This is a genomic window from Barnesiella propionica (assembly GCF_025567045.1).
GTDB classification, from domain to species: domain Bacteria; phylum Bacteroidota; class Bacteroidia; order Bacteroidales; family Barnesiellaceae; genus Barnesiella_B; species Barnesiella_B propionica.
Window position 1 is genome coordinate 67,609 of sequence record NZ_JAOQJK010000001.1, and the last position, 23,152, is coordinate 90,760.

Below are 23,152 nucleotides of genomic sequence, written 5' to 3' on the forward strand. Positions count from 1 at the left end.
TCCCATCCATCTAAATGCCGCTCAACAGCCTTTCTATTTATCTTTAAACAAATGTCAAACTCTTACCCACTCTCCTTTTTCCGGTTCATACCGTTTCACTACTCTGGCAGGATTTCCCACTGCAACACTATAATCCGGGATATTTTTGGTAACCACGCTTCCCGCTCCTATCTGACATCTTTTGCCTATATGCACTCCGGCCACGACTACGCAGTTAGCACCTATATGCGTATCTTCGTCTATCACCACCATCTTCTTATCTAATCCCTGATCTTTCGAGTTACGGGAACCATCTTTATAGGTATGATTAAATCCCGATATAAACACATGCTGTCCTAACCCGCAACCAGATTTAATAACAACCGGACCTATAACGACAGAACCTATACCTATTCTCACCTCATCGCCCAAAATCACATCGCCGGCACCATTGTTTATCGTAGTAAAGTCCTCAATGGTAGCACTATGTCCGACATCAAAACGATTCCATGGAAAAACATCTATTCTGGAACGCCGTGAACGAATGACCGTTCCTTTTCCTTTTTTATGCACAAACGGGTTAATAAACCATTTTACCCAAAGACGGGGCTTCGGATTTCTCTCTGGTACTATTAACCAGAGAATAAATCTCTTTATTTTATTATTTGCTTTTATCTTTTTCTTCAAACCGTCCATAAGGAAAAAATCATTTGTCTAAACATCACTAAATTTTCTTCGAAAAGGTTTCGTATATATCCAACAGCTTTTCGGCTGTTTTTTTCCAAGAAAAATATTTTATCCTTTCCAAACCATACAAAACCTGAGCATCATACAATTCGGGGGAAGATTCCAATTCGAGCATTTTTTCCGCTATCTCTTCGGGTGAACGGGGATCGACCAACATTCCTCCGTCCCCTACGATCTCAGGTATAGCAGACGTATTACTGGTTATAACAGGTGTGCCGCAAGCCATGGCTTCGAGAGAAGGAATACCGAAACTTTCCCGAAAAGATGTATATAAAAACGAAAATGCTCCGTTATACAGATACACCAAATCTTTATTAGGAATATACCCGGGAGAAAATAAATAAGGTTTTATCTCTTCTATATCTTGTTCTTTCAAAATAGTGTCTAATAATGTTTCTCTTAAATCCGCCACAAGTAAAGGGCGTTTCGCTGACGATTTCTTTAAATAAAGGCTATATGCTTTTAAAGTGCCAGCCGTATTTTTCTTAGGATCGGTGTTTCCCAAAAAGAAAAAATAGCCTGTTTCCGTTATATATTTGCGAACAACATCACTAACATTCTCAATAGGCTTAAAATGTGAGTTAAACCCGTTATATACGGCTATTATTTGATCAGCGGGTAATTGAAGAGTAGTTTGTATATGTCTGCACTCGAAATGAGACACCGTAATAATTTTCCGGCACTTAGGCAAAATACGGGGCACGACAAGTCTCCTGTATATACGTCCCATATTTTGATACCAGGACTTATTTTCATCTTGTCTCGGTTCCAAAAATATTATATCATGCAACGTGAGCACTAAAGGGACTTTGCAAAACAAAGGGGCGGTATTACTGGTGCAATGTAAACAATCGGGATTTATTTTAGAAACGGCCCGTGGCAAAGCAACTTGTTCCCATAAAGGATACGTAGGACAAGAAATTTCTATAATATGAAAATTCTCACATCCGGACAGGCATCGGTCTTCACCGGGACTAACCAGAATGTAGTATTCGTTTTCTTTATCTATTTTTTGCAGCTCCCGTATCGTTTCCAGGACTACAAAATCCATCCCATGCTTATTAGGGCGGAAAATACGTTGGGCTTCAATTGCTATTTTCACGGTACTTCAATTATTCGTCATGAGGAGTATGAACAAACGTCTTATGGGAACGGAATATGCGAAAATGATTAAAAAACATAAGCATAAACAGAACCGGCACATAAAAAAGCGCTTTTAACAACCGCTTATTTACAAGATAGTCCGGAATAGCCAAAGCAAATGTCACGCATAAAACACCAAATAAAATGAACCATTTTATCGACATATAAAAACTGAATGGCAATAATAAACACGCTATAATAAGAATACTGCCAAAAAGCATTACCCTGGGAGGCATAATCCACTGGAACAATTTATTACAATAATCCCAGTTCCCGTTAAATAACGCTTTGGGTAATGCCCGGGCTCCTAAAAACAAGTTATGTACCTGACTGAACAACCATCTTTTTCTTTGTTCGTAGAACTGTGAACTTTTCTTTACTTTTTCATCATAGGTATGGATATCGGCCAGATATTCTATATAGATATTTTGTTTCAACAATAATACTTCCAGTTGTTTGTCTTCTCCTACCGAATCGGCGTTATATATAATCTTTCTGAAAATATCGTATTCGAAAGCCATTCCTGAACCGATGAGACCGGCAGAGAAACCCAATTTAGTATGTCCTTTCCGGAAAATAGAATTATTCATTTCCTCACTCACCGCATCCAGTACCGCAACACTCGTATTCATATTTTTGGCAACGCGATGCGTCTGGACGGCAGAGCAACCTGAATAAAATGCATTATTAAGGTGTTCAAGGAAATCGGGATCGACCAGATTATCTGCATCCAGAACGACAACCATATCATATTCCGGTTTATTTTCCGCGATGTAATCGGTTGCTTTTTGAAGGGCGCGTATTTTCGTATGGCATGTTTCATCCACAGTTATTACTGTGGCGGACAAAGCTTCCAATGCCTTATTCGTTTCATCTTTCATTTCGGCCGAAATGACAAAAACGTCATAATTTTCCCTGGGATATTTTTGTAAGAAAAAATCTTTTACCGAATTTACTATGACTTTATCCTCCATATATGCAGGGAACAAAACAGCAAATTTATACTTCTTAGCAGCAGGGGGATACTTATTTTCTGATTTACCCACAGATTTTGCGGCAAAGACAAATAAATATAACACAAAAATAGCGAATATCAAGAATAGCACTGCATCTGCTATCCTGAAAATATACTCACCGTTTTCTAAATTAAATAAAGACTCGATGTCCATGAATTTATGCGATTAATTGTTTTGTTACATCCTTTTCTTTTTCCAAATAAGGACTCTTTAATATAATTGCCAGGAATATGAAGGCAATAAACATAGTCGGGAATTGCCCCCAGAAAGGATTCCCGTATGCACTTACGAACATGCCGAAAATACCACACAACATACCGGAGAGAATTCCGCGTTGTTCCTTATTTTTAATTTTAAACATAATGATTAAAGCACACTTTATCATTACAATTATCAAACCTCCCAAATACAAAATCGCACCTACTATACCCGTTTCCACCCACACTTTTACATACCAAGAGTCATTGGGTATATTGGTCGTAAAACGATATGAAATATCCCGGTTCTCTACACCGGAAAGCCCCAGTCCTTCACCGAACGGTTTGTGTTTAAGATATTCGGCTAATTTCTTCTGGTTATCCCGGCGAACATTAAAAGAAGCATCGTTAGTAGGCTGAAATGCGCTTCTCATCCGTCGTATCATACCGTTGCCTTGTCCAATAGTAGTATAGGCAAAAAAAACGTATACAAACGCCAATAATATTGTACCTGTTAAAAAGGCTTTGAAATTCTTACTTATCAAAACAAATAAAGCCAGGCCCGCCAACGGCACGATCATGGCGCCTCTCGTCCCGGAAAGGAACATGCCATATATGGCAAATCCGGAAATAATAGCGTAAAAAATCTTCAAACCATAATTTTTTACATAAAAAGCGAGTATTCCCAATGTTACTCCCGCAGCCCCCATATTGGGTCCGAAATTACCGGCATCGGTAAAGAAAGAGAAATAACGGGTTCCGGTTCCTATGATATGGGTTACCGAACCGCCGTTCGCCAACCAGCGTTTTTCTACGAAATCGAATCCCCAGTACTTTTGCATCATTGCCTTCAATACGGCCAGCATGGTAAAACACGCATACAAAAAAATCAGGACACGGATTTGTTTATAATCTGTTATTACCAAAGAAACAATAATAGATAAAAAAAGCCCATTAAAAATGAGACCCCGGGACAGGATCCACGCTTGTACCATCCCTGACGGATTTACAATTTCTAAAACGCAATATACCATCCAGACGAAACTGAATATGACAAGTGCATTCCATGCCGATCTCCATTCTATATTACGGTTACACGAACTATGTATACATATCAATACCAGTTCACTCACCAATAAGGCATCCATGACAACACTGATTCCTTCGATGGTATAATAACGATGTATACCCATCAAAAAATAATTCAAAGTAAAGATCAGGTACAATAGAATAACCGGATATTGCAGAATAGATAACAGGGTTATAATGACAATGGGGAAAATAATAATTCCGGCCGATAAAGGTATATTACCGGTAGAAAAGGCAATGACTATCCCGACCAACCCGAGAAATAGAGTCAGCCTTAGCCATTGTTTCCAATTCGTGGCAATATTATAATTATCGGTCAAATCAATCATAATCGGGTCTTTATTTTACCGCATCTCCTTTTGCAGTCAATCCCATGTGCATCATTTGCACTGCCAGTAAATGACCGGATGAGCGTGGAGGCAATTTTCCCGTATAATCTTCTACGGCTTCTCTATCGGCATTATTCAAACAGATGCATACCGAAGACTTACCTGCTACCTCTTCCAAGTGATTCAGAACTTCTTCATCGCTCTTTTTCCATACTCGTTTTGCATTAGCGACAATCAAATTAAGGCTCGCTTTAGTCAGCAACGATGTCGGTACACCTTTAAGTTGTAAAGCCGGATATTCCACCAACAAAATTTGCAGGTTTGCCGTATCAAGTCCCGGCTTCAAATCATGATAGGAAGCAGCCAGAATATAAGATGCATCCATCGGGAAATCTTCGCCGGCTTTTAAGTAACACGCATTCAATCCCTGTTTTTCCCACTCCTCTATTAAAAATTTAGCTATATAACTTTTTCCTTCTTGAGGTTCTATACTCATCAAATTGATATAAATCGTTTTTCCGGGCTCCAGTAAATTATCTATCTTATTACATAAATAAGCGGCCGATATGCGGTTCCAGTTCTTAGCATATCCTCTGTACCTCAACCTGCTTCTTCCCGAAAATATACCGCATACCTTTGTACCTGTCAATTGTTGTGTACGCTGAGCATCCCGTAATGTACGGTCCAATATTTCTATCAGCAGATTATATGCGGTGATAAAAACAAGACTGCCGATGAAAGCGGCGATTATAAATAAAAGACGCTTGCTCTTGTTGGCACCTAAAGGAAATGATGGTTCCGTCACGGTATTTAACCCGGCCGTAGTGAGCTCGATATTCTTTTTCCTCAAATATGCCAGATTCAGGAAATGCAACATTTCGAGATAAGATTGCTCCGTTACATTTATTTCCCTTTCCCTGCGCTTTATATCGGTTCCTACCGGAGAAAATGTCGTATATTTATTATGAAAATCTTTGAGACGTTCGTCCAGAACTTTCAACTCGGCCTTTGACTTCGTGTTATTGATCAAAGCTTTTAACCATTCCGAAACCATTTCTGGAATGGCGACACCTTCTTTAGAATATTGGTATTCGTCTATATTGTCGGATATTTGAGATATTTTCCGCTCCGCTTCTTTAAGTTGTCTTTTATAATTCAGGAGCTCCACATCACTTTCCGCTTTATTTCCCGTCGTGAACATCTCTATCTCCGTTATTTTACCATTTATCACAGAAACTTCATTTAAAGCTTTTAAAAAATCCTGATTCGTGTGAAATAATTTCGTGCGGGTTTCCATTTGTTTGTTCAGGGATTCCAACAATTTCTGGGAGCTTTGGAATTCCCTTAATGTAGCTTCATAACGGTCTTCATAATTACTAAAAGCGTGAGCGGTAGCTTTTGTCTGCTCCGAATAATTAATAATATTATTTTCAACATTATATTTTGTCAAAGCATCTTCTTGTTCTTTTAACTCCTTTCGTTTCTTTTCTACCTGTTTCCGGAAATATTCTATCACATCGTTTGTTGCCCGGTAACGCAGTTCATTATAATTATTAAGAAGTTCCTTATTAAACAATTTGACTGTCGTAGCCGCGATACCCGGATCGTCGGACTGATAAGAAAGATCTATCATATCGCTGTTCCCGATACGCTTAATCTGTACCGTATTCAAAACAGCATAACTATAATGCCGGTCATGTCCGTTTAATAGCGCATACATAAAATTACTTGCTACGGGAACAATACTCTTTCTCAAATTCGCAACTGTCTTTTCCACCGATTTTTTATCTATCAGTGATTTAATCTCATCAGGGACTTTTTCCTGTAACCGTTGATAATTTTGGGCTGTTATATATTCGTTATCTTTATCTTTATTTCCATACATCATATCCATAGCAAACAAATGAAGAGCCACACTCTCCAAAGTAGACTGTGAACGCAGCAAACTGATAAGATTATCGAAAGTATTGTTCACAATCTGATAGTTGCTCGTGGAGCCGTCCCCTTCCAACGAGGCCATAGATACTATACCGGTATAAATAGTCGTATTCACAGTATAACTCTTTGGCAGAAACTGGGTAAAGTAAGCAACCAATATAGTAACAATCAAACTGCCGAATATCAACTGATACCGTATCCTGTACAAAAAACGTGAAATAAATAAAGGTATATTATTCATCTTATTGTTTCATTATTTTCACATCGGTCAACATCTCCAGCAAAGTAATAGCATTCTGTAAAGCCACCCGTCCCGATTCATACGCAACAAGCGCCCCGGAACGGCGCCCTCTTTCCATAGACAAAGAGATTATGTCTATTTTTCCGTTTATAAAATCCTGCTCCGAAATTTTCATCTGTGCATTATATAATGCCGCTGCTTCGGCCTTCGCTTTCAACACAGCCAGTTCTTGCTGCACTTTATTATAAGCCTCCAAAACTATCAGCTTACGATTCTCTACCGTAATAGCGTAATCATATTCCATCTGGAGCAAACGAGCTTTATAAGCCTTCACATTTTGCCTTTGCCCCCCGATCAAATCGCCTAAAGGAATAGAAAGATTCACTCCTATATTATAGAGATTTTTCGTATTTCCCACCGCATAATAATTAGCAGAAGGATCATCCGATACTGTCGTTGGGGTAAAAAGCTGTCCATACTGGTAATTAGCCGTAATACGAAGATAATCCAGCCATTTGCGTTTTATGACCTTCAGTTCGGCTTCCGCTTCTTCACGTTTTGCATCATAAATACGTACGGTCGGATGTTTTTCAACAGACTCGAGAAAAACGGACAACGGCGGTAACTGTATATCTTTAAAATCAAATAATTCTTCTTCGTTTAAAGTATCTTTAACCGCAACGGGACGGGAATAATCGGTCACGGTAACCACAGTATCATACGGCAATATCTCCGAATTCGCCCATGTATTCTGTGCTCTGCCCGTCAGCGGGAAGCATAGAATCAACAACACAATAATAAAATGTACTTTATTCATATGCAGAAGTCTAATAAATATTCTTTAAAACGAGTTATACATTTTCTTTTTGAACAAACGCAGTCAAAGTTTTCAAAATAATCTTTATATCCATAAAAAATGAAAAGTTCTTTGCGTAGCGAATGTCAAGCTGCTTTCGTTCTTCCGCCGACAATCGTCCGGCACTTCCCCGTTTTTCTACCTGCCACAAACCTGTCAATCCGGCCGGAGCCATGAATCGGTCTATATATTCGTCTTTTGTCAGCAACTCGGCTTCATACAATGGAAGAGGACGATTACCGACAACCGACATATCACCTTTTAAGATGTTTAAAAGCTGAGGAAGTTCATCGATACTATACTTTCTTATAACACGGCCGACTTTCGTTATACGGGGATCATTTTCTATTTTTACGAAAGCATTTTCCTGCTCATTACGTATCTGAGATTGATAATCATCTTCCGATATCACAAAATCGTCTCCGATAAGAAGAGTACCGTCAAAAACCGTACTATCGTCGATCATAAGTTCTCCACGATCCGAAATATATTCTTTTCCACCGGTATCTTCTGACTTTTCTCCAGATTTATACTGGTTCAGGTCGTCAAATTCTTTCAGACGTTTATCTGCTCCTATATACATCGAACGGAATTTCAGGAAATCAAAAATACGATAATTACTTCCTACTCTCTTGGATTTGTAAATTACCGGTCCCCTATCTTCCAGATTAATAGCTATTGCCGTAAATATAAAAAGAGGAGAGATACAAATAAGTGCCGTTAATGAAAAAAGAATATCAAAAGACCTTTTCCATAAGGGAAGGCGAAAATGACTAATATCTTCCTGTTTATTATCCGATCGGGAAGAAGACAGCATCAAATCCCGGCTTTTATATGCAAAATAGATTCCTTTCAATAATTTTTCCTTTTCTACTTGTGGGGAAACCGTGTCATTAACACCATATTTCAAATATAATTTACGTTCTTTATCGGTCAAACCAGCAGTAATAAGGATAAAATAAGCTGTAGGAATATTTCTCCTTATGAGCCTAAGTATATCGTTATGTTTATTAAGATACTCTTTTTCACAAAGAAATATTTGAGGCAATACATCCATTTCAGACTGCCATTGTTGCTTTAAGGCTGCATCATAAGCCTTAATAAAGATCATACGTCCGTCCAGTAATTCGTTGAAACGGGCAATGCTTTCTTTATGATCGCCTATATAGACAATACGATCGCGCATCAAGATATAATCTTTTTAATTCTTATTTTCAATTCCATCGGATTAAATGGTTTGACGATATAATCGGCAGCACCATCTTCTAACAATTTAATACGTTCGGACGTACTATCTTCACTGGATAATATAACAACAGGGATACATTTGAACAACTCGTTATTTTTCACATAATGAAGGAACTCATCTCCTCTCATCTCAGGCATCCTGATATCGGATATAATCAAATCGGGGACATTCCCTTCCATTAGCCATTGTATACCTTTCACTGCATTATCAAAATAAATTATTTCAAATTCGGAAGAGAGATACACTGAAATAAGTTTTGCGATTGTTTCTTTATCATCCAGAAGTAAAATACTTTTCATATTTCTATTATTCCGTTTATCTTTTGTCTATTAAATCATAACACTTCATAAACAAAATACTACAACACCTCACACGGTAACTCATAATTTACAACACCTCACCTGTTTATGTGTATATATTGTTTTATTCGCTAAAGCCAATTACATATTGACCTACAAAGGTATTGAAAACGAATTAAATGTCCAAATAATTTACATTCATTCTTAACGCACCTCGATCTTCTTTTTCCTTTTTCTTGATAATCAGAGATTCAGCTAAAATTTTCACACAGGAGTTAAAGGTATAATGTCCTCTGTTTTAATCCCGTAGCTTAACACCTAACGCAGGGTCTTTTTTTCTCCGCCTTTGCTATCCGAACGTCATGGCAAAACAGCAAAAACAATACAACAATCTGATCAGAAACCATGAATGCCCCATAACACATAGGGACTACGAGATTTAAGTCCTGTAGTCCCATGTGTTTCCAATCAGATAAATCTGCAAAAAATATTTTATCAAATCATACTTTCATTTTCACCGGAATACAAATATCTACAATCCATTTTTTCTCAGGATGTTCATCCCGGTTATTTTGATATATCTCGTAATGATGTCCCGTGCCGCAGCAACAACCATGTTCTTCCACCAGATCGTACATGGCATGCCATGCATCCGGGAATTCTTCCATAGCGATTTCAAAACGGCCTACAGCATATAACCCTCCTTCTATTTCATATTGTCCTATTTCTCCACTGGTCTTTATTTCTTCATGTACTATCAAAGCAGCATCGGCCGTCAATTTTTCTTTTTCGGTGATATCCGGATCATCATGATAGACAGATAGTAATTTCGCACCCGGAACATTCACCAATCCTCTGGGATAAGCCCATTGAATAAGCTTCACAAAAGCATCCTGCATTTGGTCAAAAGCTCCCTGATGACGGCAATAAATAATATTGAAAGCTGTTACTTTTTTAATTTCAAATGTGCAATTCATTTCTTTTCCTCCTGTTATTAATGTTTTCGTGGTACAAAAATAACGGGAATAAAGCCGGGAACCCGGCTGGTCTTTGCTTATGAATTGACGTTTTTTGCTGTATGATTCACGATTTCTGCTCCTGTATTCCTCGGCTGTAACACCAAAATGTTTTTTAAAATTACGACAAAAAACATTTACCGAATTAAATCCACACTCATAAGCAACATTCTTAATAGGAGAAATGTCACTACCGGACAATAAGGACGCGGACTTTTCCAGACGCTTTCTTACTATATACCTGCCTAAAGTCTCTCCTACTACAAGCTTGAATACACGATGAAAATGATACGGCGACAACCCGGCCATACCGGATAACTCACTTGCCGATAATGAATTATCCAAATGCAACTGAATATAATCAATCACGCAATTTATCTGTTTTTTATAATCACTTTCATTTTTTCGAATCATATCCGTATCATTTATTTGCAAAGGAAAGGTTTTTCCTATAATATGCAAAAGCTATACCGGTAATTAAAACGATAGGGAAATGATAACGAACCTTTATTTCCGGAAACAAATTAAATCATCATTTTTACAAAAAACGATTGATTATTAAAACCGAAGTATGGACTTTGCCGTAAAAACAGAATTTAAAAACCTGAAATATTATACCGCTATCTCCGGAACATAGGTTTATAATACATAAAATCAACGACGGCGATAATCATTCAGATGTTCACCGTACATTTATACCCGTTATTGAATATCCGAATAAAAGTACTGTCACATATATACATAATCAGGATACCTGTACCAACTCCCTTACGAAATCTGTCCCAGGACTATTCATTATTTCTTCAGGAGTCCCTTTTTGTTCCAGCCTGCCTTGATTCATGACCAACACCAGTGTACCCAGTTTTAAAGCTTCTTTGATATCATGCGTAATGAAAACAATAGTTACTCCCAGTGTTATATGGATACGAGCTATTTCGTTTTGTAACATTTTACGGGTAATCTCATCGACAGCACCGAACGGCTCATCCATCAACAAAATATCCGGATTTGCGGCTAAAGAACGCGCTATTCCTACTCTTTGCCTCTGACCGCCGGATAATTCTGCCGGATAGCGATCGAGCATATCCATATCCAGTCCTACAACTTTGATCAGTCTTTCCACTGCCAGTCTGGTCTTTTCCTTATTACGTTGGTTCAGCAGTTCTGGCACATAGGCGATATTCTTACGCACCGTCATGTGAGGAAACAAACCGATACCTTGTATGACATATCCGATATTTCTACGAAGCAAAGTCTGATTTTCTTTTGATATATCTTTTCCATCGATATATACGGTACCGGATGTCGGGCTTAACAATCCGTTAATCATTTTCAGCATTGTAGTTTTGCCACTGCCAGAGCTTCCTATGACCGTAACGAACTGTCCTTTCTTTATATCCAGTGAAAAGTCTTTCAATACTTCGATCGTACCATAAGATTTGAAAACATGTTCAAATCGTATAACCACATCACTATCCATATACAAACATTAAAGTAATCCTTTCTTCTGCAGGAATATTTTAGCGACCTCCCTGTCGGAACGTCCTTCTACATCTACTTGATAATTCAATTCCGACATTTCTTCATCAGTGAGTATACCTCCCATTTTAGCCAGGATATTCTCCAAGCCCGGATGTTTCTCCAAACAGTCTTCCCGTACTACTGTCGCACAATAATATGTAGGGAAAAAATGTTTATCATCTTCCAGGACCGTCAATCCGGAATGACTTAACTGACCATCGGAAGTAAAAATATTCATAACATCTATTTTACCCGATTTTATCGCTTCATATTTGAGACCAATATCCATATCCAGGGTCTTCTTAAATTTCAAGCCGTATTGTTCACAAAGGTCCTTATATCCTTTCGGTATTTCATAAAAATCATATTCCGCTCCTAAAGTGAAAACACCGGGGTATTTTGCCAGATCGGAAAATTTTTTCAAATTATATTTTTCTGCATTTTGCTTATTTACGGCTAATCCGTACGAATTATTAAAGCCATAAGGAGCAATCCACTTCACACCATATTTCTCATAATATTCCTTCTGTAATTGCGGATATAATTCCTCATGTACGGGACAAGTGTCTTTTTTTAATACGACGAGCCATCCTGTTCCTGTATATTCGGGATACATATCGAATTCTCCTTTTAGCAAGGCTGGATGAATATTGCTGGTTCCACCTCCTATTCCTTTAGTAATAACTACATTATAATCCGTATTATTCTCTATCAATAATGATAACATCTCTCCCAGAATAAACTGTTCGGTCATAGGCTTGGTAGCAATATGAATTGTTCTGCTTCGGTCTTCACACGCCGAAAGAAATATTACTCCGGATAATATAACAGGCCACATTTTCCATTTCATGATTCGTCTCAAATTAATTTTCGTTTTTTATTGATATATCGCTCATAACGTCCCACGCCCCAATCTGCCAAAAGAGCAAGTAACGCTATCAGTATGCTACCGGCAACCGTCATCTCACTGTTGTTCGTAGTAATGCCTCTATATATGGCAACCCCTAATCCGCCGGCTCCTATAAAAGCCGCAATACCGGCCAGGGCAATCGTCATCACCATCATATTCCTGATCCCCGATAATATAACGGGAAAAGCCAGGGGTAACTTAATACGCCATAACATCTGGAAAGGAGTACTTCCCATTCCCCGAGCCGCTTCGATAATTTCTTTATCTATTCCGGTTATTCCCGTATAAGTATTGCGTACCATAGGCAACAAAGCGTATATAGTAAGAGCTATAATGGCAGTAGTATTTCCTATACCGGAAAGAGGAATAAGAAAACCGAAAAGGGCAATAGAAGGTATGGTATAAATGAGATTGGTAAGTCCTAATATCCAAGAAGCATTCTTCTTATACTCACTTATAAACACTCCCAATCCCAGTCCTAATATCACCGCTCCCGATATTGATATTACGGATATCTGAATATGCTCGATAGTTAGGTCCAAAAAGAACCGCCATCTGTCGGCATATAATATGAACAGATTTTTAATCATTATTATACGGTCCTAAAAATAATATCCTACATTCACATTGAAACGCGCATTCCATTTATTACTGCCAGTTCCTGCCCCGAAAGCCTCCCAGTCAGGGCCCAGCCAAGCCTGATGCTTACCCAGCGCATAGTCGATATACACCCATACGGGCCCAGCGGTCAGAAGGCACCCGGTAACATTCTGATAACTATCGTTAAATTCTTTTTTCCATTTTTGCAAACATCCGAAATCATTATAGAACTGTATACTGCTTATGGGGCCCCATTTGACAGGAATCTTATATCCCACCCCTATGGTATAAATATTGGCTTTAGAAGCGACTCCGTAAGGAGCACCGTATGCGGTCATGACAATCGTATCGGACGATTGTCCCGCCGCATTTTTAGGAGACATGGAATAAGTCGCTATCTGTGTTTTTACGCTCAAACCTTTCCAATACAGCTCATGATGTACGGCAAATGCATAGCGGGTCCCGTTCTTTTTCGTATCCAGATTATATAATCCGCCGAATTGAGCAGAGGCGCCTATTTTCTGATAGACGGAAGTTCCCCATTTATAAAAGAACTGGGCATTCCCCTGATTCACTTCTTTATTACGCCCTGCCACGTCATACCCGTAACGGTCGTTACTCGTTTCGGCGGTAGCACTAAACAATAATTCGTCCGCATTTTTAAAGATGGCGGCAGCAAAATCCCAGTGTTCCCCTTCATAAACATATTTAACGCCCATGTCCGAATCATCTTCAAGACCTACATAATAGGATATCTGGAATAAAAAGTTATGTGCAGTATACGGCTGAATACCGAATGGGACACGGGTCAGTCCCAATTGTAACTGCGACCTTTCATTTACCTGATATCCTATCCAGCCGTATTTAAGCATGGCTCCGCCGAAATCCTTACTGTAAAAACGAAAGTCGGCGTCCATGAGAATTTTTTTATAGGAGCCTCTTAAATGAAAAAGCAGCACATCATAGCCGAAATCACCTCCCCGATGTTTATGACCGTCATTCCAATTAGAATAGTTGTAACTGAACCGTAATGCACCTCCTAATTGAAATTCCGGCAAACCGTCCCCCAAACTAAAAGCATAAGACCGGAATGTAAGCAAGGAAAGAAGGAGACAAATTATTCCCTTGTGTATCATAATAACTGCATGTAATTAATTATTCATAACTATAGGTATTCAAAATCTTCATATATATATATATTTCCATAACAATTATTAATTCATTTAGTTTAATAAGTGTTTTAAAGTACCATAGCCGAACCTTTCCTTTTTAAGACTTGTTTTTCATTCATAATCAATCAGAACCGTATAAAAATGAAAAAATTCTTAAATTATACCCAGTGGCAAAATGCCGCCGATACTCTGCACATGTTATTACAAATAACGGGTAAAATAAAATTGGATCGTTGCTATAAACAGCCCGAATGGTCACATATACGGCAATATCTCACTATTGACGGCATAACTACCGGAATCATGCCGGGAGACGAATCGCCCTTTGAGATACTGGTAAATCTACGTAAACATTATATCAGATTACGAAACGCCACAGGAAAAGAAATACGCATCCCGCTGGAAAATGAAGTATCTATATCGGAATACTACAAACAAATATCTCAAGCTTTAAAACACATAGGTTCACCTACTCGCATTTTTGTACGTCCTCAGGAATTTTACGATTCCATCGATTTTGATAAAGACGAAAAACATGCATCTTATGATAAATATGCCGTAAACTTATTCCTGGATAATCTGCATTTTGCCTATTTAGCATTAAAAGAGTTCATGTCTCCTTTCCGGGGAAAAGTCACTTATCCGGCATATTATTTCGGTACGATGGATCTCTCCGGAATTATTTACAGTGGCGAGTCTGAACCCTTCGAAACAACCGATAAAATATCTCTACATGCTTTTGACGAAAGAAGTTGTGAATTCGGTTTTTGGCCGGGAGACCCTATCTTCCACAAACCCTCTTTTTATGTCATGCCTTATCCCTTCATATCGAGTATCGATCATTATGGTAATATACTGCGTCCCGATCAAGCCGTATTCAAACCGGAAAAAAAGGAATTTTTCCTCACTTTGGAAGATGTTTTTAGACATGATCTGCCTACCGAAGCCGTTATCGAATTCTTTAAAAGCAGTTTTACCATTCTACAACAATTAAAAAAATGGAATAATTTCGACTGGATTACTCATCCATTAAGTTATTCTTAATAAAAAACTAAACTACTATACAATATTTATAATTGAACAGAAGAAATGGTTGAATAAAAATTCAACCATTTTTAATATATAATAAATAGAAAAAAGTTGATAAAATTTCATTGTTATATAAATATTTTTCCATATTTTAGTAAAACAAAATATTCTAACTCTATATTACTATGAACACAAAAAAATTATTCCTGAGAAATAGATTCTGGATAATTCTACTCACCGTTTTATTCTGTATTCAAAATATTACAGGGCAAATTTACAAACTGGATTATTTTGATCTCATCTGTGACGAACTTCCACTAAATGCCAGAACAATCTCTAAAAAAGCCGATATCGGCTCATATATTTATCACTTTCAAGTAGGGGGCATATCGTTTGAACAGACAGCCCGGCCTTCTACTGAACTAATAAATAAAAAAATTTCCTTGGATTATATAGATAACAAATTAATTATACATATAGGAAATCAAAAATTTTATCCGGAACTTCCGGCATGGCAACTAGCTCCTATTGCCGAATTCTCCGATTCCGGTACACATTCCGCATTCACTCTATATGGCAATAATATTGATGCTGGCATGAATATACCTTTTTTATACCACCCTGCATTTATCGATAATCTGGTAGGACTTAGATTATTTCAGGCAGACATTTTACTCCCCCGGTATAACCCTAAAAAGGTACTTAAAGAAATATTAGCATTCTCTATCGAATCGACTATAGATCAATCAAGAAAGAACGGACAAAGCGAAAATGACATATACCTGTCCTTTAAATCTCTTTTGGAATCCTTTGGAACGGAAAACGTCACTATGAATAATTACAAAGAATCTTACATAAATTTATTATCACAGCTTTTTGAAAATTTTATGCCTGTCGAAAATAATTTGGCCGGAATGTGGAATTTACCGAAAAAAGATAACGAATATATATACGAAAAAAGTGAAACAAAGTTTCTCCCACGTGATAAATCAAACCTGATACAAATTGAAAAAGAATTATCGGATGAGGCAAGCAATGTCTTGATCGAAATATTTAAAAAATATACCCGTAACTATTTAAAACAATCGCCCGAAAATGCAATACAAAACTTGACAGAATTCATAAACCAAATATTCCAGAATTCCGAATTCCAAAATTTTTACATCTTAACTGACTGGAACAGACCTGTAACATTCTATATACGTGATAATCAACTGCAAATAGACAGTAATCCCTGGTATTTATTTTCGGCTTTGGACCCCATCGCTCAAAAAGTAGATTTACTGACAGAAGCATCCGAATTATATAATAAAAAATGGTCATTGCTGAAAGCTTATAACCCGGCAGTAATAACGGTTGTGGAAAATGTCGCCAAATGGTCTGCATTTTTTAGATATGTAAAACAAAACAATCCTGAGAGTTGGAATAAATTCATGGATAAAATGAATATTCTAAAAGATCATATTCCATTCATACCCACCCCTATTGACTATAAACTTAATGAACAATCCACCCATTAAAAAAAAGATCTTTTTTAGTTACGCATGGCGAGACATGGGTCTCGCTATGCGTATCGACTCCGATCTACGAAGATGCGGCCTCAACAATATCTGGCGAGACCGTATAAACGGTGAAGCGACCGGAGATTTCAGAAAAGAATACCAACAAAAAATAGATGAATGCGACTACTTTATCTTACTGGACAGTCCTAATTATAGAAATTATTCCACCTGGTGCAAAGACGAAATAAATTATTTCTTACAGATACAAGCGCAACACTCCCATAAAAAACTTATCTTATGCCTCGCACTAGCTGACGGAGAATGGCGTTATCCTGAATTATTCATCAACCAGCGTACTTATAAGTACATAGATTTTTCATCATCGGAAAATACCCCCGGAGCCATTTACGACAACGAAAGCAAATATAATTTAGCGATGTTAGAATTATGCTCTGTGTTCAAAATAAATTATTCTCCATGGACCGAGAATGACTATGAACAAGATTTTCTAGATGAACTTAAACAAAGCACTAATAATAAAATCACAGAAAAAGACAGAGAATATCTTTTAGAAGAATACAGAATCATTTCGTATAAATGGTTACAAAACATGAATACGGTGGAATCCAGAATCAATAATTTAATCACCGACTGCGAAGCTCTTAATATTAAAACGATTTTCCCCTACATTTTGCTGGGAGACTATTTATATAAAAAAGCTGAACTCAACAAATGTTTTGAGCTATTCCTGAAAACAACAAGTTTATATCCGCAAGATCCACGTCCTTTCCGGTGGCTGGGAACCATCAACTACTCATTTAAAAATTATGACAAGGCTATTTACTTTCATAATGAAGCTATAAAATTAGCAGAAATTTCACCGGACAAAGGACATAAAAAATATATAAGAGAATCCAGGCTCAGTATCATTTGTGTGCTTTTAAAAAAAGGGTTAGCAGAACAGGCTCTTGAAAAAGCTAAAGAATTTGAAGAAATATACCCTGAAACAGAATGGGATAATCCTGTTATTTATTCGTATGTGGCCCATGCTCATCTAATTACCGGTCAAACATCCGGGCATGTTTATGAATTATTACTGAATGCCATTTCGAAATTTCCGCAAGAAGAAAGATTCCACAAGTTTTTAGGAATATATTTCATTAATAAAAAGATATATTCCAAAGCATTAGAGGCTTTCGAAAAAGCTATAGATAACAGTTCTTCCCTGAGCCGCACGATTGAATATTATTATGATGCGATATTTACATGCCATAAACTCGGATTAAAAAATAAAATAAATGACATCATAAAAAGATGCAATGTAATTATACAGCCCGATATACAATTATCCGACAATGACATATATACGCTTGGATATATCTATTTCTACGGAGAAAACTTCATAAAAGCCGAAGAATATTACAAAAGGTGTCTGTCGAAAAATAAAAAAGAATATTCATTCTAATCGTCTCCTCTACTCAAAAAGAAAAAAGACGGGAGAAAAAAGAACTCACCAGAGAGGTGTCCAACAAAGCTGGATAAATAAGACCGTAAGCAGCCCCGTAAAAGTGAGCATTATGATTGATATTATCTCCCGACTGTTTAGCCATATACTGACAATATACCAGATATAAAATACCGAAAACAATACCGGGAACAGGTATGATTGCAAATAAAAGTATTTTGCTCCACGGCTCCAGAAATATAGAAGAGAATAAAACAGCGGAAACCGCTCCCGAAGCTCCTATCGACAAAAATGAAGGATTGTTTCGCTGACGGTACAAATCATACGCCGAAGCCATAACCATTCCTCCTATATACAGGCCGAGAAAACCGAAAGCTCCAAAACCAAGATAGCCGAATACCCGTTCGATATATACCCCAAACGACCAAAAGGTGAACATATTCACCAGCAAATGAGTCATATCGGCATGCACAAAACCATGCGTTACCAGCCGATACCATTCATTCCTTTTTACGGTAAGATAAGGAATGAAAGCCAGCTTTTCAAATAGGCGACGATCTTTAAAACAACGTAAAGAAATGACAACCGTAAGCGCAATAATTATATAAGTAAACATATCTGTCTTATTTTAAATAAATTTCATTATTTGAACAAATATACGACTATTATGTAACATTCGGTAAAACAAAAGAGTTCCGAGGCATTATTCCCCGGAACTCTTATTTTTATTTTTATAATAAGATATTATAAACAAACTTTTGTTACCTGATCTCCGGCTTTAACGATATAAACAGCACCCGCCGGCAAAGAGAATGTATCTGTTCCTCCGGCAGAAACGTTACTTTGTCCGACCAATATACCATACATGTTATAGACCTGAACATCGCTATCGCGGTTTACCGAAACCAGAACTTTACCATTTTCAGTTGTTACCAGCATAGAGGATATTTTTGTAGCCTCTGCTCCACCGGTCTCTCCTGTTATCTTGATATTTGCCAGACGGTAACCGTAATTAGTAGGATTATTAGCTGCCGTAAATGCGAATTTAAGATTCAGCTTATCAGCCTGAGGCAAACTCATTCCACTGATATTAGAGAATTCGTTCATTGCACCTAAAGTCACTGAAGGAACTGTTATATTCGCATCATTACAAGTCACGGTCATTTTACTAGAATTACCTGTATTTTCTTTTGAATTACCGCAAGCCATATCAAAAGAAAGTTCCAAATTACTATATCCTGCCACATTAATGCCGGAGATAGAGAAGAAAGATTCTTTATTAGCGACAAACCAAATGTTATTCACGTCATTTACGTTTCTTACCGAAGCATTTTGTCCGCCAAAAACGCATGAAGGATTCGACCAGTCAGTGAACTGATCCGGGTAAGGCCAGCTATTCTGATTCGGACCATAGGTCTTCGTAACAGCTTTATCCCCGAATGTTTCCAAGAAAACGACACCGCCCGTACCGGGATTTACAGGTTCATCGTCTCCACTTTCGTCATAGAAGTACACATCGCCTGTATAAGTCATTTTAACATCTTTACTTTCATCATCCTTCATATCAATGGCAATAGTATAATTTCCTTCCGTACCACTGATAGTCATCGTACCGCTCATCATATAGCGGACTTTCGTTCCATCATAATAATAAGAGGGGTAATTAGGAAAATTAACCGGCTCTCCGGCTATTACCGTTCCCGGATCATACGAAAAAGCGAAATCAACCGTATAAGTACCTACAAAATCAGGATTGCCCGGTTGTCCCATAAATTCAAAATAATATAATTCTCCGTCACCAGTCGGTTCTCCCGTCATTTCATCTAAGCCAACATCTCCTTTTACTAAAATAAGTTCAAAATCAGAGGCATCAATACCTTCATCTGCATAATAAGAACCGTAATAATCTATTTCGGCAATCCATTCACCGGCAGCCGGAGCTTTTACGATTCTTTTGTTCAATTTGGCACGGCCGGCGGACAATGCGGTCAACGGGATCATTGCACAAAGTGCTATTATTAAAATAACACTCGCTTTTTCAGTAAATTTTTTCATACGCTTTTGTTTTTAAATTTTACAATATATATTAATCTACAGTCTCTTCTGAAATAATAGAAATATTTTCTATATCCATGCTATCTGTGTTTACCCGGATCGTATCCGTATCCGGCCGATGGTAAATAGTCTGGCACTTATATGATTTATTTACAGGCACCTTAGGCCCGGAAAATTTGCCCCTATATCGGGACAGGCTTTTATCAGCCAGTACCTTTTCCATAAAGTAAGCAAATACAGGTAAAGCGGTCCGGCTTCCCTGTCCCAGAGCGCCTGTGCGGAAATGAATACTACGGTATTCCCCCCCCACCCAGGAACCTCCGACCAATGCTGGTGTAATTCCAACAAACCAGGCATCGGAATGGTTGGACGAAGTTCCGGTTTTACCGCCAAATTCCGTATCATATTTAAATAGATCGTACCCCCATAATGCCTGAGAAGTCCCCAACGGCTCGGTAAGTCCTGCTTTCAGCATCTCGGTCATAAGAAAAGCCGTTTCATAAGTCATTGCTTTTTTCTGCCCGGGTTTATAACGATACAGCACGTTACCGTCCTGGTCTTCGATACGGGTAACCCATACGGGGTTATGAGACATCCCGTCATTTACTACCGTACAATAGGCATTGACCAACTCAAGCAACGAAACATCCGAAGCTCCCAAACTCAACGAAGGCGTATCATCCAATGGAGAATTTATACCCATAGCCCGGGCCATCTTTATAATATTCGGAATCCCAACTTTTTTTGCTACCTGAACGGCAATGGTATTAATAGAACGTGCAAATGCCGCTTTTAGAGATAATGTATCGCCCGATAAATTTCCATCGGCATTGTGAGGAACCCACTTAGCGGGCTTCCCTTTTTCCGTAACGTCCCAATCCACATACCGGTCTATCTCCTCATCACATGGTTCCATTCCAGCCTCTATCGCCGCCGCATATACAAAAAGTTTGAACGTAGAACCGGGCTGACGTTTCGAAAGCACTTTATCATATTTCCATGAATCGAAGTTAATATCTCCTACCCAAGCTTTTACATGACCGGTATGCGGTTCCATTGCAACAAAACCACAATGCATAAAACGTTCCATATATCGTATAGAATCCATAGTACTCATCAATGTGTCTCTCACGCCAAACTTATAATCAAACACTTTAAGGCGATGAGGCTTGTTCAGATAATAAGTAACGGAATCCGGTTGATCCGGAAACTTTTGCTTAAGTTGCTTATATGAGACCGTTTTCTGCGCCAAATCTTCAATAAAACCGGGAATCTCTTTATGTTTCCTATCCTGCCAGGGATTTTCCCGTCCCCAATGACTGTTAAAATTGCGCTGTACGATACGCATCTGTTTGTCCACTGCCTCCTCGGCATATTGTTGCATACGTGTGTCCAGTGTGGTATATATCTTTAATCCGTCGGCATACAGATCCATATCATTTTCTTTGCACCACTCCTGCAAAAAACCGGCAACTGCTTCTCTAAAATATAGTGCAGTTCCGTCATAATTGGACTCGATATTGTAATTCAGTTTTATAGGAATATTTTTCAAAGAATCATATTGAATTTCCGTTATCAACTTATGATTGAACAGATTATTCAGTACCACATTCCGGCGTTTTAAACTGTTTTTAGGATTTAAATGAGGATTATAAGTAGTCGTAGCCTTTAACAAACCGATAAGAGTAGCCGCCTGTTCTACGGTAACATCAGACGGTATAGTATTAAAATAGGTCTTACAAGCCGTTTTTACCCCGAACGCATTACTGCCGAAATCGACCGTATTGAAATACATCGTAAGAATCTCTTTTTTGGAATAGAACATCTCTATTTTCACAGCTGTGATCCATTCCTTTGTTTTCATAACGAGTAATTTCACTCCGGGAATGTAACCCAATAATCCGGTAGAATATTGGGAACGCACCTTGAACATATTCTTTACAAGCTGCTGTGTAATGGTACTGGCTCCACGCGCACGGCCATGAGCCATGTCTTTAACAGCTGCAAATATACCTTGCAGGTCTACACCGAAATGTTGGTAAAACCGCTCATCCTCAGTACAAATAAGCGTTTGTATCAATATAGGGGAGATCTCGTCATATTCCACCGGAGACCGGTTTTCCCTGAAAAACTTACTGATAGGCTTATTATCGGCACTATAGATAACAGAAGAAATATTTTGAGACGGATTATTGATACTGGATAATCCGGGAGATTTACCAAATAACCATAGAAAATTAATATCTACCAGAAATAAGTACAACAGAAAAACGATGAGAAAATTAAGTCCGCACAGACCCATCTTTCCATACCAGGGCGACCTTTTGTAGTATGCCTTGTACCTAATTATACTGCTTTCACAACAGTAATAAAACTTGCGGATTCGTATCCACAAAGGACAAACGAGCCTCTTTACCTCCGATAGGATCATGCAATCAACATGTATATATTACAGATTCATGTAACTTCAGCAGCAAAATTAATCATATTTTCCGAATACACGTTAAAATATGAAGAATATTCACGGATATAAATGCTCAAAACCACTTTTCATTAAAAGTTACCTTTATTTTCAGATAAATCATTGCCACCTATACTCTAATATAAAACTGAACGATAATCAGATAAAAACAGGTCACGAATATTTTAAACACTAAAAAATTATATATTTACCGGATTGGATATTTTTATTTTTAGCATTACCTTCGCAACCGAAAATATTTCAAATCATGCGCATTATAAATCACACATATATGTTTTATAATCAAATATTTAACACAACAAACCATCCTCATAACC

Annotated in this window: 19 protein-coding genes; 3 read left to right on the forward strand and 16 right to left on the reverse strand. The window is 37.9% G+C overall.

Annotated features, from left to right (window positions below; all coding sequences use genetic code 11):
- Nucleotides 1-54: 54 nt before the first annotated feature.
- The 13 genes from OCV73_RS00380 to OCV73_RS00440 form a co-directional block, all read right to left on the reverse strand.
- Complete coding sequence (locus OCV73_RS00380; protein ID WP_147548320.1) at nt 55-675, reverse strand: acyltransferase; 621 nt, start codon at nt 673-675, stop codon at nt 55-57.
- Between the two features lie 28 nt (nt 676-703).
- On the reverse strand, nt 704-1,828 hold the full coding sequence (locus OCV73_RS00385; protein WP_147548321.1) for a glycosyltransferase family 4 protein: 1,125 nt from the start codon (nt 1,826-1,828) through the stop codon (nt 704-706).
- A 10-nt stretch (nt 1,829-1,838) separates the two neighbouring features.
- On the reverse strand, nt 1,839-2,915 hold the full coding sequence (locus OCV73_RS00390) for a glycosyltransferase family 2 protein (RefSeq protein ID WP_317244115.1): 1,077 nt from the start codon (nt 2,913-2,915) through the stop codon (nt 1,839-1,841).
- Between the two features lie 127 nt (nt 2,916-3,042).
- Nucleotides 3,043-4,500: an O-antigen ligase family protein gene (locus OCV73_RS00395; RefSeq protein WP_147548323.1), complete on the reverse strand. Its 1,458-nt coding sequence runs from the start codon at nt 4,498-4,500 to the stop codon at nt 3,043-3,045.
- Between the two features lie 10 nt (nt 4,501-4,510).
- Nucleotides 4,511-6,679 (reverse strand): GumC family protein, encoded by a 2,169-nt coding sequence (locus tag OCV73_RS00400; protein WP_147548324.1) that lies wholly within the window; start codon nt 6,677-6,679, stop codon nt 4,511-4,513.
- 1 nt (nt 6,680) lies between these two features.
- Complete coding sequence (locus tag OCV73_RS00405; RefSeq protein ID WP_147548325.1) at nt 6,681-7,496, reverse strand: TolC family protein; 816 nt, start codon at nt 7,494-7,496, stop codon at nt 6,681-6,683.
- Nucleotides 7,497-7,530: 34 nt separating this feature from the next.
- Nucleotides 7,531-8,721: a sugar transferase gene (locus OCV73_RS00410; protein WP_167551179.1), complete on the reverse strand. Its 1,191-nt coding sequence runs from the start codon at nt 8,719-8,721 to the stop codon at nt 7,531-7,533.
- A complete protein-coding gene (locus OCV73_RS00415; protein WP_147548326.1) occupies nt 8,721-9,083 on the reverse strand; it encodes a response regulator transcription factor in 363 nt (120 codons plus the stop codon). The genes OCV73_RS00410 and OCV73_RS00415 overlap by 1 nt, the downstream gene beginning before the upstream one ends.
- Before the next feature lie 500 nt (nt 9,084-9,583).
- Nucleotides 9,584-10,513 carry an AraC family transcriptional regulator gene (locus tag OCV73_RS00420; RefSeq protein WP_147548327.1) on the reverse strand — a complete coding sequence of 310 codons (930 nt, stop codon included), beginning with the start codon at nt 10,511-10,513 and terminating at the stop codon, nt 9,584-9,586.
- 331 nt (nt 10,514-10,844) lie between these two features.
- Nucleotides 10,845-11,579: an ATP-binding cassette domain-containing protein gene (locus OCV73_RS00425; RefSeq protein ID WP_147548328.1), complete on the reverse strand. Its 735-nt coding sequence runs from the start codon at nt 11,577-11,579 to the stop codon at nt 10,845-10,847.
- Between the two features lie 9 nt (nt 11,580-11,588).
- Entirely contained in the window at nt 11,589-12,470 is an 882-nt protein-coding gene (locus OCV73_RS00430) for a glycine betaine ABC transporter substrate-binding protein (RefSeq protein WP_262512830.1), read from the reverse strand.
- 8 nt (nt 12,471-12,478) lie between these two features.
- Nucleotides 12,479-13,120: an ABC transporter permease gene (locus OCV73_RS00435; protein WP_147548329.1), complete on the reverse strand. Its 642-nt coding sequence runs from the start codon at nt 13,118-13,120 to the stop codon at nt 12,479-12,481.
- A 12-nt stretch (nt 13,121-13,132) separates the two neighbouring features.
- Nucleotides 13,133-14,266, reverse strand: a complete 1,134-nt coding sequence (locus OCV73_RS00440) for a hypothetical protein (RefSeq protein ID WP_262512831.1) — start codon at nt 14,264-14,266, stop codon at nt 13,133-13,135.
- 177 nt (nt 14,267-14,443) lie between these two features.
- Between OCV73_RS00440 and OCV73_RS00445 the strand changes: the two genes are divergently transcribed.
- The 3 genes from OCV73_RS00445 (at nt 14,444) to OCV73_RS00455 (ending at nt 18,298) form a co-directional block, all read left to right on the forward strand.
- On the forward strand, nt 14,444-15,346 hold the full coding sequence (locus OCV73_RS00445; RefSeq protein ID WP_147548330.1) for a DUF5996 family protein: 903 nt from the start codon (nt 14,444-14,446) through the stop codon (nt 15,344-15,346).
- Between the two features lie 170 nt (nt 15,347-15,516).
- Nucleotides 15,517-16,851, forward strand: coding sequence for a hypothetical protein (locus OCV73_RS00450; RefSeq protein ID WP_147548331.1), 1,335 nt, complete (start codon nt 15,517-15,519; stop codon nt 16,849-16,851).
- A complete protein-coding gene (locus OCV73_RS00455; RefSeq protein WP_147548332.1) occupies nt 16,832-18,298 on the forward strand; it encodes a toll/interleukin-1 receptor domain-containing protein in 1,467 nt (488 codons plus the stop codon). Before OCV73_RS00450 ends, OCV73_RS00455 begins: the two co-directional genes overlap by 20 nt.
- Nucleotides 18,299-18,311: 13 nt before the next feature.
- On the opposite strand, the gene OCV73_RS00460 is transcribed toward OCV73_RS00455, so the two are convergent.
- From OCV73_RS00460 to OCV73_RS00470, 3 genes are all read right to left on the reverse strand, one after another.
- Nucleotides 18,312-18,914, reverse strand: a complete 603-nt coding sequence (locus OCV73_RS00460; protein WP_147548333.1) for a rhomboid family intramembrane serine protease — start codon at nt 18,912-18,914, stop codon at nt 18,312-18,314.
- Nucleotides 18,915-19,042: 128 nt separating this feature from the next.
- Nucleotides 19,043-20,353: a hypothetical protein gene (locus tag OCV73_RS00465; RefSeq protein ID WP_147548334.1), complete on the reverse strand. Its 1,311-nt coding sequence runs from the start codon at nt 20,351-20,353 to the stop codon at nt 19,043-19,045.
- Nucleotides 20,354-20,384: 31 nt separating this feature from the next.
- Nucleotides 20,385-22,784, reverse strand: a complete 2,400-nt coding sequence (locus tag OCV73_RS00470; protein ID WP_147548335.1) for a transglycosylase domain-containing protein — start codon at nt 22,782-22,784, stop codon at nt 20,385-20,387.
- Nucleotides 22,785-23,152 lie beyond the last annotated feature (368 nt).